Below are 17,239 nucleotides of genomic sequence, written 5' to 3'. Positions count from 1 at the left end.
GGTTACACCAGCCGCCCGTCGCGCAGATGCACCTGCCGGTCCATGCGCGCGGCGAGGTCGGGGTTATGCGTGGCGATCACCGCCGCCACCTGCTCGGCCCGCACCATGTGCAGCAATTCCTCGAACACGATGTTGGAGGTGGCGACGTCGAGATTCCCGGTCGGCTCGTCGGCCAGCAGCAGCGCCGGGCGGTTGGCCAGGGCGCGGGCAATGGCCACGCGCTGCTTCTCGCCGCCCGAGAGCTTGCCCGGCGGATGCGCCGCGCGCTCGGCCAGCCCGAATTTGGTCAGCAACTCCATGGCGCGCTGGTTGGCCTCGGCCTGCTTCACGCCCGCGATCATCTGCGGAATGGCGATATTTTCCAGCGCCGTGAATTCCGCCAGCAAATGGTGGAACTGGTAGACGAAGCCGATCTTGCGCAGGCGGATCGCGGTGCGCGCGTCATCCGAAAGCGCGCCGGCATCCACGCCGTCGATCACCACGCGCCCGCCATCGGGCTTTTCCAGCAGCCCGGCGAGGTGCAGCAGCGTCGATTTACCAGAGCCCGAGGGCGCGACCAGGGCCACGATCTCGCCGCGCGCAACGCTGAGCGCGGCGCCGTCGAGCACGGTGAGCGCCTCGGCGCCGGTGCGGTAGGTGCGCTGGATCGCCTCCAGCCGGAGCAATTCGTTACTCACTGCGCAGGGTCTCCACCGGGTCGATATGCGAGGCGCGCCAGCTCGGGTAGATGGTGGCGAGCAGCGAGAGCAGCAGCGACATCACCAGCACCTCGCTCACCTGATGCCAGTTCAGCTTCGCGGGCAGGGCTTCGAGGTAATAGATCGTCGGGTCGAACAGCTTCACTCCGAGCAGGCGCTGCACGAATTGGCGGATCTGGTCGATATAGGCGCAGAAGGTCACGCCAAGGCCGAAGCCGATGAGCGTGCCTAGCACGCCGACCGAGGCGCCGCACATCAGGAAGATGCGCATCACCGCGCCCGAGGACGCCCCCATAGTGCGCAAAATGGCGATGTCCTTGGCCTTGTCCTTCACCATCATGATCAGCGAAGAGATCACGTTGAACGCCGCGACCAGGATGATCAGCGTGAGGATCAGGAACATCACATTGCCCTCCACCGTCACCGCGGCCAGGAAGGAATCGTTGTTTTGCCGCCAATCCTGGATGTTCAGGCTCTGCGTGGGGAAGGCGTTGGCAATGGCCTGCTTGACCGCGTCGTCATGGTCGGGATCGGTGACGAAGACCTGGATCTGCGTCGCCGCGTTGGGCTGCTGGAACAGCGTCTGCGCCGCCTGCAGGGGCAGGAACACGAAGCTGGAATCGTATTGCTGCATGCCGGTCTGGAAGATCGCCACCACCCGGAAGGATTCGATGGAGGGAATGGTGCCAATGACCGTGGCCTTGCCCTGCGGTAGGATGAGCGTGATCTGCGAGCCGACGCCGAGCCCGAACTGGCTGGCGAGGCTGCCACCGATGGCGATGGTGTCCGCCCCGGTGAGGTCGGCGAGGCTGCCCGCGACCACATGGTTCGACACCGTGGGCAGTTGCGCCAGCCCCTCGGGCGTGATGCCGCGCGCGATGCCGCCCGTCGCCCCGCCCTGCGGGCCGGACATCAGCACTTCGCCCTGCACGATCGGGAAGGCCCCGGTGACGCCCTTGAGGCCGCGGATCTGCGCGGCCATGGCGTCGTAACCGGTGAGCGGGGCGCCGGCGCCATACACGCCGATATCGCCGTTGAGGCCAAGGATCTGCGACAGCAGCTCCTGGCGGAAGCCATTCATCACGCTCATCACGATGATAAGCGTGGCCACGCCCAGGGCGATGCCGATGAGCGAGAAAATGGCGATGATGGAGACGAAGCGCTCGCCCCGGCGGGCGCGCAGATAGCGCGCCGCGATCTTGCGCTCGAAGGCGTTGAACACTAGCCGCGCACCTTGGCCAAAGCCTCGGCCACGGGCAGTTCCAGCCGCTCGCCGGTGGCGCGGCGCTTCAGCTCCACCATGCCGGCGGCGGCTCCGCGCGGGCCGACGATCATCTGCCACGGATGCCCCATCAGATCGGCCTCGGCGAATTTGGCGCCCGCGCGCTCGTCGCGGTCGTCATACAGCGCATCGGCCCCGAGCGCGGCGTAAAGCTGCTCGCACAGGCCATCAGTGGCGGCGTCGCCCTGGCGCAGATTGAGGATCGCGGCCTTGAACGGGGCGATCGCATCCGGCCAGATGATCCCCGCCTCGTCGTGCCGGGCCTCGATGATGGCGCCGACCAGGCGCGACACGCCAATGCCGTAACTGCCCATCTCGGGGTAGAATTTCTGCCCGTCCGGCCCGGTGACGGTGAAATCCATCGCCTGTGAATATTTGGTGCCGAAATAGAAGATCTGGCCGACCTCGATGCCGCGCCCCTCGCGGCGGCGCTCGGCGGGGATCTTCTCCCAGGCGGCGGTGTCGTGCTTCTCGTCGGTGGCGGCGTAGATCGTCGTCATCTGCTCGTAGAAGCCGTTGATGTCGTCGGTGGCGAACGGATCGCCCGCCTCGAAGGCGGCATCGTAGAACACGCCGGACTCGCCGGTGGGGGCGAGGATGTGGAACTCATGGCTGAGATCACCGCCGATCTGCCCGGTATCGGCGCGCATCGGGATGGCGGTGACGCCGATGCGGTGGAAGGTGCGCATATAGGCGAGCATCATCGATTTGTAGACGCGCACCGCGCCCTCGTAGTCGAGATCGAAGGAATAGGCGTCCTTCATCAGGAATTCGCGCCCGCGCAGCACGCCGAAGCGGGGGCGCACCTCGTCGCGGAACTTCCACTGGATCTGGTAAGGCAGGCGCGGCAGGTCGCGGTAGCTCTTGGTGGAATCCCTGACGATGGAGGTGATCATCTCCTCGTTGGTCGGGCCGTAGAGCAGTTCGCGCTCATGGCGGTCGGTGATGCGCAGCATCTCCTTGCCATAAGCGTCGTAGCGGCCGGATTCGCGCCAGAGATCGGCGCTCTGGATGGTCGGCATCAGCACTTCCTGCGCCCCGGCGGCGTCCTGCTCCTCGCGCACGATCTGCGCGATCTTCGACATCACCTTCAGCCCCGTGGGCAGCCAGGCATAGATGCCGGAGGCCATCTGCCGGATCATGCCCGTGCGCAGCATCAGCCGGTGCGAGGCGATCTGCGCCTCGGCGGGGGTTTCCTTAAGGGTGGGGATCAGGCTGCGGGACAGACGCATGGCGGACCTTCGGGCAAGAGGGTGATCGGCTAGACAGGCACCCGCGCCGCCAGCCAGTTTTCGGCGGCGCGGCGGCAGGGGCGTTCCACGGCGGTATAAAGCAGAATCGCCAGGACAAAAGTGCCCGCGACCATCCCGGCGGCGAAAACCGCCGCATGGCTGGCGGGCGTCCACCCGGCGCGGCGGAAGAGCTGGCACAGCACCAGCTCGGGGATCGCGAAGCTCATGTAGAACGAATAAGAGAGCAGCCCCAGCCGGCGCAGCAGCGCACGCTCGCCCAGCAATGGCGGCCAGCCCGTATCGGCCTGCATGAGCAAGGCAAAGAGTAGCGCCCAAAGCCCGGTCACCGCGAGCAAATCCACGCCCAGCGCCGCCCCCCCCACGCTCAGCACCAGCCCCGCGACCAAGGCGAGGCGGCGCACGGCCTGGACGTCGGCGCAGAGAGGCACGAAGCGCACCATGGCCATACCGGCGATGAACTCGGGGAAGAAGCGCACCAGACCCAGCGTATAGGTCAGGTTGAGGCTGTCATGATGCGCGAAAAATACCAGACCGACGACGGTGAAACAGATGATCGACGCCTGGACGGCGACGATCGGCTCGAAGAAGTTCAACGCCGCCCAGAGCAGCGGAAAGAGCAGATACCCCGCCCATTCGGTGCTGATCGACCAGGAGGGGTAATTCCAGGCCCCTTGTGTCGCGGCGCCCCAGCCCTGCACCAGAAACAGGTTTTGCAGCAGCGCGGACAGGCCAAACCGGCCCGGATCGCGCGGCACCCAGCCGAGCGCGAACCCGGCCGCGACCAGCCCCAGCAGAATTAGCAGCGTCGCCAGATGCACCGGATAGAGCCGGGCCAGGCGCCGCACCCAGAAGGCCACAAGCTGGGCGCGCGGCGGCGCTTTGAAGGCCGGGTTGAGAGCGCGCATGAAATCGAACCGCGTAGGGGCGGGGCTGCCCAGCTCTGGATGCACCCGCGCCAGGATCAGCCCGGAGAGAATGAAAAACCCATCCACCCCCAGATAGCCGCGCCGGATGAGGCCGGCGAAGGGACCGAGCCAGGCCGAGAAATTGAGATAGAGGTCGATATGATAGGTGAACACCCAGGCGGCGAAGGCGGCCCGGCAGATCGTCAGATCGGTGATTTCCTGTTTCGCGGTCATCGGTGCGTCTGTCCTAACCAAACCAAAAGAAGCCCGCCAGCCCTTGCGGGGGCGGCGGGCCAAGTTCAGGGAGGAAACGCCAGTCACACGGCAGGATGGGAAACGCCCCCATCCATGTGTTTATAATGCACCGCACAAATCCGCGCCGTCCAGAAAAATTGCTTAGTTTTTAGCGTATTTTTTCGGCATCTTTGCAAGTTTTGGCGTTTATTTAATCGAACATGATGAAAAAGTGTTATTTTCAGCCTAAGTATTATCCAACCTTAGAATATGCACCTCGACCAGCGGGCGCTTACCCAGGCGTTTGCCGGTGATCCGGCGCAACGCGGCGCGGGCGGCGTCGGTGAAGGCGGTCTCGTCGCGGCGCAGCCCCTGCGGCAGCGCGTTCAACTCGTCGAGGAACTCCGCCTCATAGGCGAGCCGGGCCTTGCCGTCCGCCTCATCGAGCAGGCCGGGGCCGGAAATGCGCGGCGTGCCCAGTACGCGGCCCTTGGCGTCCACCGCGAAGCTACCGATGACGACGCCGTTAAACAGCAGCCGCCGGCGGGCGGCGAGCACGCTGCCCTTGAGCGGCAGGAGGCGGTCGCCATCAACGGCCAGCCGGCCGGTGGGCACGGAATCGACCACGCGCGGCTGGCCGGGGGCGAATTGCAGCACATCGCCATCCTCAACCAGCACGGTGGGGATGCCCGTCTCCCGGGCCAACTCGGCCTGGGCCGAGAGATGCCGCCACTCGCCATGGGTGGGGATGATATGTTTCGGCCGCAGCAGCGCGTAGAGCCGGCGCAGCTCGTCGCGCGCCGGATGGCCGGAGACATGGGTGAATTCCTCGGCCTCAGTGATGATGTTCACCCCGCGCCGGGCCAGCGCATCGCGCACCTTGCGCACGGCCAGCTCGTTGCCCGGAATCACGCGCGAGGAGAAGATCAGCGTGTCGCCCTCGCCCAGCACGGCGTAGCGGTGCGAATCATGCGCAATGCGCGCCAGCGCCGAGCGCGGCTCGCCCTGGCTGCCGGTAACCAGCAGCAGCAAATTATCGTCGGGTATGGAGCCGATCTCCTCCTCCGGCACGAAATCCGGCACGTCCTGCAAATACCCCGCCTCCTGCGCGGCGGCGACATAGGTGGAGAGGCTGCGCCCGACCAGCGCGACATGCCGCCCCGCCGCCTCGCCCGCGGCGATAACACTGGACAGGCGCGCGATGTTGCTGGCGAAGCAGGTGACCGCGACCCGCCCCGGCAGGTCCATGATCAGCGCCTCCAGGCTCTTCTTCACATCCAGCTCGGAGCCGGAATGCCCCTCCACCGTGGCATTGGTGGAGTCGGAGACCATCGCCAGCACCCCGGCATCGCCCAGCGCGCGCAGGGCCGCCTCGTCGGTGACGGGGCCGACCACTGGGGCGGGGTCGAGCTTCCAGTCGCCGGTGTGGAATACGGTGCCATAGCTGGTGGTGATGGCCAGGCCCTGCGCCTCGGGCGTGGAATGGGTGAAGCCGAAATAGCGCAGGCTGAACGGGCCAAGCGCGAAGCTGCCGCCGCAAGGCACGATATGCAGCTTCAACTCGCGCCCGATACCCGCCTCGGCCAGCTTGCGCCGGATCAGCGCGGCGGTGAAGGGCGTGGCGTAAACCGGGCAGCGGAGCTGTGGCCAGAGCCGGGCGATGCCGCCGATATGGTCCTCATGCGCGTGCGTGATCACGAGCCCGAGCAGCGCGTCGTGCTGTCCGGCGATGAAGGCGGGGTCGGGCAGCAGGATCTCCGCCTCGGGCGTCTCCGGCCCGGAGAACCCCATGCCGCAATCCACCGCCAGCCAGGCGCCGTCGCAGCCATAGAGGTTGAAATTCATCCCGATTTCACCCGTGCCGCCGAGCGGCACGAAAATGAAAGCGCCTTCCGCGCCGCCCAGGTCCTGCGCCTGGGGTTTGCCGGCGGCCTTTGCCATCCTCTGCTCCTGAATTCGTCTTGTTAGTCGCTGTCCATAAACCGCGCGCGGTCGCGCGGCAAAGGCGGTGCCTTGTTGCGCTCGCTCAGCAGGCGCAGCCCGTCGAGCGTGAGGTCGGGCGCGATGGCCCTGAATTTAGTGGTGCCCTCGGCGAAGAGCGGCGCCAGGCCGCCGGTGGCGATCGCCTTCAGCTTCTCGCCATATTCCACCTCGATGCGCGCCAGCAGCCCCTCAATGAGTCCGATATAGCCCCAATAAATGCCCGATTGCATGGCGGGCACGGTGTCGCGCCCGATCACCACATGCGGGCGGCCAATGCCGATGCGCGGCAGCCGCGCCGCCGCCTGGTGCAGCGCCTCGATGGAGAGGTTGATGCCCGGCGAGATCGCGCCGCCAAGATAGGCGCCGTCGCGGTCCACCACGTCGAAGGTGGTGGCGGTGCCGAAATCAACCACCACCAGCGGGCCGCGATAGTAATGATGCGCAGCGAGGGCGTTGAGCAGGCGGTCGGCGCCCACGGCCTCGGGGTTGTCGGTGCGGATCTCAAACCCCCAATCCAGCGGCGCACGCGCCACCAGTGGCTCCACGGAAAACCATTCGCGGCATAGCCGGCGCAGATGGTAGAGCGCGGCAGGGACCACGGTGCCGATCACGGCACGGTCGATCTGGTCGATTTCCACGCCGATGCGCGTGAGCAGCGCTTGCAGCCAGACGCCGTATTCATCCGAGGTGCGCTGCGCCGAGGTCGCCAGCCGCCAAGTGCCACGCCATTCCGTGCCGTCATGCACCGCGAACACGATATTCGTGTTACCGGCATCGATCACCAGAAGCATCCCACTGTCCCCTTATGCCTGCCCGAGCAAGACTTCGCCGGTGTTGATGGTGTCGATACGATCTTTGCTGCGCAACAGCAATTCGCCGCGTGGGGAGAGGCCGGCGAAGGCGCCTTCCAGCACCTGCCCGCCCGTCTGGATGCGCAGCGCGGTGCCGGGGGGGTGGCCGCGTTCCAGCCATGCGGCGATGATGGCGGCTGATGGCGCCTCCTGCCAAGCGGCGAGGCGGTCCAGCACCGCCTCGGCCATGGGTTGCGGGGCGACATCCACCCCATGCGCGGCGAGCGAGGTGGTGCGCCGCCCGGCGATTTCGGGCGCGGCGCGCAGATTCATGCCGATGCCGATGACCAGCCAGTCCAGCCGCCCGGCCAGCGGCGCGGCGTCGATCAGCACCCCGGCCAGCTTGGCACCGCCGATCAGCACGTCATTGGGCCATTTCAGCGTGGCGGGAGGAGCGAAGAAACGCTCCAGCGCCTCGGCCACGGCAAGGCCGGTGAGCAGCGAGAACATCCCGGCCTCGGCCAAGGGCCGCGCCGGGCGGAGCAGAACGGATAAGTTGAGATTACCCGCCGGCGCCTGCCAAACGCGCCCGCGCGAGCCGCGCCCGGCGGTCTGCCGCAGGGCCAAAACGGCGAGCCCGGCTGCCGCCCCCGCCCTCGCGCGCTCGGCGCAGAGATCGGAGGTGGAGCCGAGCTCGTCGAAAACCTCAAGCCGCCAGGCGGTCAACCCATCAGGGCCTTGGCCGCCGCGCTGGCCGCCGTGATCAGCGGCGCGGGCAGCAGGATGAACAGCGCCGTAACCGCCGCGCCGACCGCCATCACAAAATTCACGCTGGCGGGGACGGCGTCGAAATCGGGCGCGCCGGCGTCGAAATACATCACCTTAATCACACGCAGATAGTAGAAGGCGCTGATCACGCTGGTGATGATGCCGATGATGACGAGCGTAACGAGACCCGCATTGAGCGCCGCGGAGAACACATACAGCTTGCCGAAGAAGCCCGAGAGCGGCGGGATGCCCGCCATCGCCCACATGAACAGCGCCATGGCGAAGGCGAAGCCCGGGCGCTGCGCGGCCAGCCCGGCGAGATCGGAGATTTTCTCCACGGCCTGGCCCCGGCGGCGCATGGCGATGATGCAGGCGAAGGCGCCGAAGGACATCACCACATAGATGGCGACATAGATCAGCGTGGCCTGAATGCCCGCCTCGGTGCCCGCGGCGAGGCCCATCAGCGCGTAACCCATATGGCCGATCGAGGAATAGGCCATCAGGCGCTTGATGTTAGTCTGCCCGATGGCGGCCAGCGCGCCGAGCGCCATGGAGATGATGGCGAGGATCTCGATGATCATCTGCCACTGCGCCAGCAAATGCCCGAACGGCCCGGTCATCACCGAGAGGAACAGCGCCATCGCCGCGGCCTTGGGCGCGGTGCCGAACAGCGCGGTGACGGAGGTGGGCGCGCCCTCATAGACATCCGGCGTCCACATATGGAACGGCGCGGCGGAAATCTTGAAGGCCAGGCCGACGATCACGAACACCAGCCCGATGACGGCGCCATAGCCGATATTGGCGCCCAGCAGGCCGGCGAGCGCGGCGAAGCTGGTTGTGCCGGTGAAGCCGTAAACCAGCGAGATGCCGTAAACCAGCAGGCCGGAGGCGAGCGCGCCGAGCACGAAATATTTCAGTCCGGCCTCGGTCGAGCGCACCGAGTCACGCGCCAGGGCGGCGGCGATGTACAGCGCCAGGGATTGCAGCTCGAACCCGATATAGAGCGTCATCAGATCGGCGGCGGAGATCATCACCACCATGCCGAGCACGCCGAGCAGCACCAGGATCGGATATTCGAACCGGGCGATGCCCTCCTTGCGGTTATAATCGAGCGCCAGCAACAGCGCCGCCACCGCCGCCGTGTAGACGAGCGCGTCGGCGAAGCGGGTGAACAGGCTGGTCTTCAGCAAGCCGTGGAACAGCAGCGTATCCGGCGCGGCACAGGAGACCAGCGCCGCCGCGACCAGCAGCACGATCGCCCCCCAGGTGGTGAATCCGGCGGGCTCGGGCTTAGCGAGCACGCCGACGATCAGCAGCGCCATGGCGCCAAGGCCGAGCAGCAGGGCGGGGAGGATGGGGAGCAAGGAGGTCATTTCTGCGTCACCATGGCCAGGGCCGTGTGGGAGGAAAGCGCCGCGGTATGCGCCTGCACCAGCGAGGCAACCGAGGCGTCGAACATATGCGTGAAGCTGCTGGGGTAGATGCCCAGCCACAGCACCAGCGCCGCCAGCGGCAGCAGCATGGCGTATTCGCGCGCGTTCAGGTCGCTCACCTGCGCCAGCTCGGGGCGGGTGAATTTGTCGAACAGCACGGCGCGGACCAGCACCAGCATATACGCCGCGCCCAGGATCATGCCGGCGCCGCCGAGCAGCGACACCCAGAAATTCACCTTCAGCGCGCCGACGATGACCAGGATTTCACCGATGAAGCCGGAAGTGCCGGGCAGGCCCATATTGGCCAGCGAGAACAGCATCAGCAGCGCCGCATAAGCGGGCATGCCCACGGCCAAGCCGCCAAGACGCGACAGCGCCAGCCCCTCGCCGCGCGCCAGCAGCACCCCGGTGCAGACGAACAGCCCAGCGATGACCACGCCATGGGAGAGCATCTGGAACAGCGCGCCCTCGACGCCCTCCACCGTGAAGGTGAAGATGCCGATGATGATGACGCCCATATGCGCCACCGAGGAATAGGCGATCAGGCGCTTCATGTCGGTCTGCGCCAGGGCGACGAAGGAGATGTAGATGACCGCGACCACGCCGAGGGTGAACATCAGCGGCTCGGCGGCGGCGCTGGCCTGGGGCAGCATCGGCACGGCGAAGCGCAGGAAGCCGTAAGCGCCCATCTTGGAAAGCACGGCGGCGAGCATGATCGTGCCCGGCACAGGCGCCTCGCCATAAGCGTCCGGCAGCCAGGTATGCAGGGGCCACACCGCGGCCTTCACGCCAAAGGAAGCGAGAAAGGCGGCAAACAGCCAAAGCTGCGCGGCGGCCGGGATGGGCGTGTGCAGCAGGGTGACGATATCGGTGGTGCCGGCATGGTGCCACAGCCAGATCAGCGCCAGCAGCATGAACAGCGAGCCGGCCAGGGTGAAGATGAAGAACTTCACCGCCGCGTAGATGCGCTTCTCCCCGCCCCAGACACCGATGATGAGATACATCGGCAGCAGCACGGCCTCGAAGAACACGTAGAACAGCAGGAAATCAGCCGCGGCGAACATGCCGGTGGTCATCGTCTCCAGCAGCAGCAGCGCCGCGAAGAAGGAGCGCCCGCGCCTGGTGATGCTGGCGCTGGACAGGATAGCGATGGGGGTAAGCACCAGGGTCAGCAGGATGAGGAACAGGCTGATGCCGTCCACACCCATGCGGTACTGGATGTCGAGCCCTGGGAACCAGGCCGCGCTCTCAACGAACTGGTAACCGGCCTGGCCGGGGTCGAATTGCGTCCACAGATACACGCCCAGCGCCAGGGTCAGCAGCGAGATGGCGAGCGCGCCCTGACGGGCCTGGCGGGCCACCGCCTCCTCGGCGCCGCGCAGCGTGGCGATATAGGCCACGCCGAGCAGCGGCAGATAGGTGAGGAGCGAGAGGATGGGAAAACCTGCCTGGTTCATGGTTTACCGGACCCAGAGAAAGAGGCTGAGGAAGCCGAGCAGGCCGATCAGCATGATGAAGGCGTACAGCGCGATCGAGCCGGTTTGCAGCTTGACCGTCTGCGTCGAGGCATCGGTGGTGAGGGTGGCGAGGCCGTTGGGCACGCCGTCGATCACCTGCTCGTCGCCAAAGCGCCAGGCGAATTTGGCCAAGCGCAGCGCCGGGCGGACCAGCAGCCAGTCATACAGCTCATCGAAATACCATTTGTTCAGCAGAAAGCGGTACAGGCCGCCGAATTGCTGCGACAGCGCCGCCGGCAGCGCCGGGGCCAGCACATAGAAGGTGATGGCGATGGCGATGCCGATAATGCCCGCGGCGAGCGGCGCCATGGCGACCCAGGAAGGAACTGCGTCCAGCGCGCCCATCGGCGAATTCGCGGCGACGTTGATGCTCGGGCCCCAGAACTGGGCAAAATTCGCGCCAATGAAATTGTCGCGCAGCAGATAGCCGCTGCCCAGCGCACCCGCCCCCAGCACCAGCAGCGGCACCAGCATCACCAGCGGGCTCTCATGCACATGCTCCTGCACATGCTTGGGCGCGCGGCACTGGCCGTGGAAGGTGAGCAGGAATACGCGCGCGGTGTAAAACGCGGTGAGCAGCGCGGTGAACACGCCCAGCCCCCAGCCATACAGCGCCACCGGGGTATGCGCCAAAAACGCCGCGCCCAGGATCGCGTCCTTGGAGTAATACCCGGAGAAGGGTGGGATGCCAGCCAGGGCCAGCGAGCCAAACAGCATCATCAGCCAGGTGACCGGCAGCTTGCGCGCCAGCCCGCCCATCAGGCGGATATCCTGCTCGTCCGACATCGCGTGGATCACCGAGCCCGCCGCCAGGAACAGCAGCGCCTTGAAGAAGGCGTGGTTGATGAGATGGAACATCGCCACCGGATAAGCGCCCACGCCCGCGGCCAGGAACATGTAGCCGAGCTGCGAGCAGGTGGAATAGGCGATGATGCGCTTGATATCGTTCTGCACGCAGCCGACCGTGCCCGCGAAGAACGCGGTGGTGCCGCCGATCACGGTGATCACCTCCATCGCCACCGGGGCGGCGTTGATCACCGGCGACATGCGCACGACCATGAACACGCCCGCCGCGACCATGGTGGCGGCATGGATCAACGCGGAGATCGGCGTCGGGCCTTCCATCGCGTCCGGCAGCCAGGTGTGCAGGAAGAGCTGCGCCGACTTACCCATCGCGCCGATGAACAGCAGGATGGCGATGACCTCGAGCACCGGGAACTGGGTGCCGAACAGCGTGTAGCCATTCGCCGCCTGCGCCGCGACATTGGCGAAGATCTGGTCGAACGAGATGCTGCCGAACACGAAATAGGTGAGCGCTATGCCGACGGCGAAGGCGAGATCGCCCACACGGTTGACGATGAACGCCTTGATCGCGGCGGCGTTGGCGGCCGGGCGCTCATACCAGTAATTGATCAGCAGGTAGGAGACGAGGCCCACGCCCTCCCAGCCGAAGAAAAGCTGCAACAGGTTGTTGGCGGTGACCAGCGCCAGCATGGCGAAGGTGAACAGCGACATATAGGCGAAGAAGCGCGGCGCGGTTTTGTCATGCGCCATGTAGCCGATGCTGTAGACATGGATCAGCATGGAGACGAGGCTGACCATCGCCACCATGGCGAGGCTCAGCTCGTCCTGGCGCAACGTCCAGTCCGGCGTGAAGCTGCCGACCGAGATCCAGCTGGCGATATGCAGCGGCGCCTGCACCCCGCCGAGCTGGGCGAGAATGCCCGCCCCGGCGCTGACGAGCATGAAGACGATGCTACCGGCGATGGCGGCATGGCGGCCGATGACGGGGCGCGCGACACCCGCGATGAGCGAGCCGACGAGCGGCGCGAGAACGGCGATCAGCGTGTACATATCAACCCCTCATCATGGTCACGTCCTCGACCTCGATCGAGCCGCGATTACGGAAGTAGATGACGAGAATGGCGAGGCCGATGGCGGATTCCGCCGCGGCGACGGTGAGCACGAACATGGTGAAGACCTGCCCCACCATGTCGTGCAGCGCGCCCGAGAACGCCACGAAATTGAGATTGGCGGCGAGCAGAACCAGCTCGATCGACATCATGATGACGATGATGTTCTTGCGGTTCATGAAGATACCGAACACGCCGATGACCAGCAGCAGCCCGGCCACCACGAGAAAATGCGACAAGGATACGGGCATCTCAGGTGGCCTCCTTCTCTGACGCGGGCACGCTCACCCCGGCTCCAAGCTCGGGGCGCACCAGGCGCAGCGTCTGCTCCGGCGTGCGGGCGTGCTGCGCGCTGAGCTTCTGGTGCAGCGAGCGCTTGCGGTCGCGATGGGTGAGCACGATGGCGCCGATCATCGCCACCAGCAGCACCATGCCGGAAAGCTGAAACAACGGCAGGTAGCTGGTGTAAATCAGATTGCCGAGCGCGGCGGTGTTGGTGAGGTTATCCGGCGTCGGGTAGAGCCGCGCCGCCGGCGCCCCGGCCAGCGTGCTCCAGCCGGAGACGACCAGGAATAGCTCGCCAAACAGCACCAGCGCCACCAGCGCGCCCACCGGCGCGTAGCGCTGGAAGCCCTCCTTGAGCGCGGCGAAATCCACATCTAGCATCATCACCACGAACAGGAACAGCACCGCGACGGCGCCGACATAGACAATGGCCAGGATGAAGGCGAGGAACTCCGCCCCCGCCAGCAGGAACAGCACCGCGGCGTTGACGAAGGCCAGGATCAGGAACAGCACCGCGTGCACGGGGTTGCGGCTCGTCACCACCATCACCGCCGAGGCCAGCAGGATGAAGGAGAAGAAGTAAAAGGCGAGATTTACGATCATGGCGGGGCTCACCGGTAAGGGGCGTCGAGTTCGAGCCGCTTGGCGATCTCGGCTTCCCAGCGGTCGCCATTATCCAGCAGCTTCGCCTTGTTGTAGAGCAGCTCCTCGCGCGTCTCGGTGGCGAACTCGAAATTCGGGCCTTCGACGATGGCATCCACCGGGCAGGCTTCCTCGCACAACCCGCAATAGATGCACTTCGTCATGTCGATGTCGTAGCGCGTGGTGCGGCGCGAGCCATCCTCGCGCGGCTCGGCCTCGATCGTGATCGCCTGGGCGGGGCACACCGCCTCGCACAGCTTGCAGGCGATGCAGCGCTCCTCGCCATTCGGGTAGCGGCGCAGTGCGTGCTCACCCTTAAAGCGCGGGCTGATCCGGTTCTTCTCGAACGGGTAGTTCAGCGTCGCCTTGGGTTTGAAAAAATGCCGCAGCGTGAGGGCGAGCCCATCGAGGATCTCCCACAGCACCAGGCTCCATGCCATCCGGCCGAGACGGTTCATTTCACAACCTCAAGCATTGGGCAACCATCCGAGATATTCCAGCACCCCGGCCACCGCGACGAGGTAGACCAGCGTGATCGGCAGAAACACTTTCCAGCCCAGGGCCATGAGTTGGTCGTAGCGCAGGCGCGGCAGCGTGGCGCGCACCCACACGAACACGAACAGGCAGAGCAGCACCTTGAGCAGGAACCACAGCACGCCGCCCGGCAGGAACGGCACGGGCGACAGCCAGCCGCCCAGGAACAGCACCGTGGTCATGGCGCTGATCAGGATCATGTTGGCGTATTCACCCAGGAAGAACAGCGCGAAGGACATGGCGCTGTATTCCACGAAGAACCCGGCGACGATCTCCGACTCGCCCTCCGCGAGGTCGAACGGCGCGCGGTTGGTCTCGGCGAGGCCGGAGATGAAGAAGATGACGAACAGCGGGAAGAGCGGGATGGCGAACCAGATATGGCGCTGCGCGAGCACGATGTCGTTGAGGTTCAGGCTGCCCACGCAAACCAGCACGGTGACGATGACAAAGCCCATCGAGACTTCGTAGGAGACCATCTGCGCCGCCGAGCGCAGCGCGCCGAGGAAGGCGTATTTGGAGTTGGAGGCCCAGCCCGCGATGATGATGCCATACACGCCGAGCGAGGACACCGCGAACAGATACAGGATGCCGACATTGATGTTGGCGATGCCCCAATGATTATTCACCGGGATCACCGCCCAGGCGACGATGGCGAGGCCGAAGGTGAGCATCGGCGCCAGCGTGAACAGCACGCGGTCGGCGCCGGTGGGGGTGATCGTCTCCTTGAACAGCATCTTGATCGCGTCGGCGAAAGGCTGCGCCAAGCCGAACGGCCCGACCACGTTCGGCCCCTTGCGGAGCTGGATCGCACCCATCACCTTGCGCTCGAACCAAGTGAGATAGGCCACGCCGATCAGCAGCGGCACCAGCAGTGCCAGCGCCTCGAGCAGCGTCAGCACCACGATCCCCAGATCGGTCTGGAAAAAGGCTTGCAATGTCGCGATCATTCCGCGGCCTCCGCTTGGGCGGGGGAGTGAGCCGCCACGCAAGCCGCCATGGTCGGGCTGGCGCGGCTGATAACGTCGGTCTGGTAGTAATTGGCGTAGACCGGCTTGAGCGGCGCGGCGGCGAGCGCGGCGCCATCGCCCGCGGGGGCGGTGGCGTCGTTGCCGGCGAGGCGCGCAAAGGGCTGGCCGAACACCGGATAGCTGGCCGCCAGATGCGTGCGCAGCTGCTCCAGCGTGTCATAGGGCAGCGCATGGCCGAGATAAGCGCTGAGCGCGCGGATGATGGTCCAATCCTCGCGCGCGTCGCCGGGCGGCAGCACGGCGGCGAAGCCCTGCTGCACGCGGCCCTCGGTGTTCACATAAGTGCCGTGCTTCTCGGTGTAGGCCGCGCCGGGCAGGATCACATCCGCCCGCGCCGCCCCGGCATCGCCGTGATGGCCCTGATAGATGACGAAGGTGTTCGCGCCGATGGCCTTGATGTCCAGCTCATCCGCGCCGAGCAGCCAAAGCACGTCCACGCCGCCATTCAGCATGGCCGTGGTGGATTTGCCGCCCGCCCCCGGCAGGAAGCCGAGATCGAGCCCGCCGACCCGCGCCGCGGCGTGGTGCAGCACGTTGAATCCGTGCCAATCAGCCCGTAGCGCGTTGTATTGCGCGGCCAGCTTCCAGGCGGCGGCGTGCAGCGCCGCGCCATCCGGCCGGGCCAGCGCCGCCGCGCCGAGAATGATCATCGGCCGCTGCGCCGCCTTCAGCACCTCGGCGAAGGGATGCGTGCCATCGGCCAGCGCTCGCAGCGCCTCCGGCCCGGCACCGAGGCGCTCCACCGGATAAGTCAGCTCGCCCGCCTCGCCCACCAGCCCGGCGGCGAACCCGCCCGCCAGCCAGCGCTTGCGGATGCGCGCGTTGAGCACCGGCGCCTCATGGCGCGGATTGCCGCCGATGATCAGCAGCGCATCGGCTTCCTCGATCCCGGCGATGGTGGTGTTGAACAAATAGAACGCCCGGCGGGAGGCGTCGAACACGGCGCCATCCTGGCGGCAGTCCAGATTGGCGGAGCCGAGCGCGGTGAGGCACTCCTTGAGCGCCAGCATGCTCTCGGCGTCGCACAGATCACCCGCGATGGCGCCGATCTTCTCCGGCGCGGCGGCCTTGATGCGGCTGGCGATGGCGGCGAACGCCTCCTCCCAGCTCGCGGCGCGCAGCTTGCCGTTCTCGCGCAGCCAGGGGCGGTCCAGGCGGCGGCGCTTCAGCCCGTCCACCGCGAAGCGGGACTTGTCGCCCAGCCACTCCTCGTTCACCTCGTCATTGAGACGCGGCAGGATGCGCAGCACCTCGGCCCCGCGCGCATCGACGCGGATATTCGTGCCCAGCGCGTCCAGCACGTCCACGCTGTCGGTCTTGCGCAGCTCCCAGGGGCGCGCGGTGAACGCATAGGGCTTGGAGGTGAGCGCGCCGACCGGGCAGAGATCGATGATATTGCCTGATAATTCGGAGCTCAGCGCCTTCTCGACATAAGTGCTGATCTGCGTGTTCTCGCCACGATACGTGCCGCCAATTTCGGCCACGCCCGCCACCTCGGTGGTGAAGCGCACGCAGCGTGTGCAATGGATGCAGCGGGTCATCGTGGTCTTCACCAGCGGGCCCCAATCGGGCTGCGACACGGCGCGCTTCTGTTCGGCGTAGCGCGAAGCATCGCGCCCGTAGCTCACCGCCTCGTCCTGCAGGTCGCACTCGCCGCCCTGGTCGCAGATCGGGCAATCGAGCGGGTGGTTGATGAGCAGGAACTCCATCACACCGCGGCGGCCTTTGCGGACCATCTCGGTATCGGTATGCACAACCATGCCATCGGCCACCGGCATGCCGCAGGAGGCGACCGGCTTCGGCGGCATCTTCTCGATCTCGACCAGGCACATGCGGCAATTGCCGGCCACGGAGAGACGCTCATGGTAGCAGAAGCGCGGAATCTCGATCCCCGCGGCCTCGGCCGCCTGGATCACCGAGGAGCCGTTCGGAACCTCGACCTCGATACCGTCAATGGTGAGTTTTGCCATGGC

The 17,239-nt window shown here is 66.3% G+C and carries 15 protein-coding genes; all 15 read right to left on the bottom strand.

What is annotated here, in order from left to right; genetic code table 11:
• Positions 1-2: 2 nt before the first annotated feature.
• Complete coding sequence (locus LI953_RS02450) at positions 3-677, bottom strand: ABC transporter ATP-binding protein (RefSeq protein ID WP_227074419.1); 675 nt, start codon at positions 675-677, stop codon at positions 3-5.
• Positions 670-1,920, bottom strand: coding sequence for a lipoprotein-releasing ABC transporter permease subunit (locus LI953_RS02445; RefSeq protein WP_227074418.1), 1,251 nt, complete (start codon positions 1,918-1,920; stop codon positions 670-672). Before LI953_RS02445 ends, LI953_RS02450 begins: the two co-directional genes overlap by 8 nt.
• On the bottom strand, positions 1,920-3,212 hold the full coding sequence (gene proS, locus LI953_RS02440; RefSeq protein ID WP_227074416.1) for a proline--tRNA ligase: 1,293 nt from the start codon (positions 3,210-3,212) through the stop codon (positions 1,920-1,922). The genes LI953_RS02445 and proS overlap by 1 nt, the downstream gene beginning before the upstream one ends.
• Before the next feature lie 29 nt (positions 3,213-3,241).
• Complete coding sequence (locus tag LI953_RS02435; protein WP_227074415.1) at positions 3,242-4,372, bottom strand: acyltransferase; 1,131 nt, start codon at positions 4,370-4,372, stop codon at positions 3,242-3,244.
• Between the two features lie 246 nt (positions 4,373-4,618).
• Positions 4,619-6,217, bottom strand: coding sequence for a ribonuclease J (locus LI953_RS02430; RefSeq protein ID WP_227074554.1), 1,599 nt, complete (start codon positions 6,215-6,217; stop codon positions 4,619-4,621).
• 119 nt (positions 6,218-6,336) lie between these two features.
• The gene (locus tag LI953_RS02425; protein WP_227074413.1) at positions 6,337-7,146 is read right to left on the bottom strand and encodes a type III pantothenate kinase; all 810 of its coding nucleotides are present in this window, start codon (positions 7,144-7,146) and stop codon (positions 6,337-6,339) included.
• 12 nt (positions 7,147-7,158) lie between these two features.
• Positions 7,159-7,872: a biotin--[acetyl-CoA-carboxylase] ligase gene (locus LI953_RS02420; RefSeq protein ID WP_227074412.1), complete on the bottom strand. Its 714-nt coding sequence runs from the start codon at positions 7,870-7,872 to the stop codon at positions 7,159-7,161.
• Complete coding sequence (nuoN, locus tag LI953_RS02415) at positions 7,869-9,287, bottom strand: NADH-quinone oxidoreductase subunit NuoN (protein WP_227074411.1); 1,419 nt, start codon at positions 9,285-9,287, stop codon at positions 7,869-7,871. The genes LI953_RS02420 and nuoN overlap by 4 nt, the downstream gene beginning before the upstream one ends.
• Positions 9,284-10,804, bottom strand: a complete 1,521-nt coding sequence (locus LI953_RS02410; protein ID WP_227074409.1) for an NADH-quinone oxidoreductase subunit M — start codon at positions 10,802-10,804, stop codon at positions 9,284-9,286. Before LI953_RS02410 ends, nuoN begins: the two co-directional genes overlap by 4 nt.
• A gap of 3 nt (positions 10,805-10,807) precedes the next feature.
• The gene (nuoL, locus tag LI953_RS02405) at positions 10,808-12,718 is read right to left on the bottom strand and encodes an NADH-quinone oxidoreductase subunit L (protein WP_227074408.1); all 1,911 of its coding nucleotides are present in this window, start codon (positions 12,716-12,718) and stop codon (positions 10,808-10,810) included.
• Position 12,719: 1 nt separating this feature from the next.
• On the bottom strand, positions 12,720-13,028 hold the full coding sequence (nuoK, locus tag LI953_RS02400) for an NADH-quinone oxidoreductase subunit NuoK (protein ID WP_227074407.1): 309 nt from the start codon (positions 13,026-13,028) through the stop codon (positions 12,720-12,722).
• 1 nt (position 13,029) lies between these two features.
• Positions 13,030-13,665: an NADH-quinone oxidoreductase subunit J gene (locus LI953_RS02395; RefSeq protein ID WP_227074405.1), complete on the bottom strand. Its 636-nt coding sequence runs from the start codon at positions 13,663-13,665 to the stop codon at positions 13,030-13,032.
• 8 nt (positions 13,666-13,673) lie between these two features.
• A complete protein-coding gene (nuoI, locus tag LI953_RS02390; protein ID WP_227074404.1) occupies positions 13,674-14,162 on the bottom strand; it encodes an NADH-quinone oxidoreductase subunit NuoI in 489 nt (162 codons plus the stop codon).
• A gap of 9 nt (positions 14,163-14,171) precedes the next feature.
• Positions 14,172-15,185, bottom strand: a complete 1,014-nt coding sequence (nuoH, locus tag LI953_RS02385; protein WP_227074403.1) for an NADH-quinone oxidoreductase subunit NuoH — start codon at positions 15,183-15,185, stop codon at positions 14,172-14,174.
• Positions 15,182-17,236 carry an NADH-quinone oxidoreductase subunit NuoG gene (gene nuoG / locus LI953_RS02380; protein ID WP_227074401.1) on the bottom strand — a complete coding sequence of 685 codons (2,055 nt, stop codon included), beginning with the start codon at positions 17,234-17,236 and terminating at the stop codon, positions 15,182-15,184. The genes nuoH and nuoG overlap by 4 nt, the downstream gene beginning before the upstream one ends.
• Positions 17,237-17,239 lie beyond the last annotated feature (3 nt).

This window comes from Acidocella sp. KAb 2-4 (genome assembly GCF_020567705.1).
GTDB lineage: Bacteria > Pseudomonadota > Alphaproteobacteria > Acetobacterales > Acetobacteraceae > Acidocella.
The sequence above is the reverse complement of the archived record's forward strand: the minus strand, read 5'-3'. Positions and strand labels throughout refer to the sequence as shown.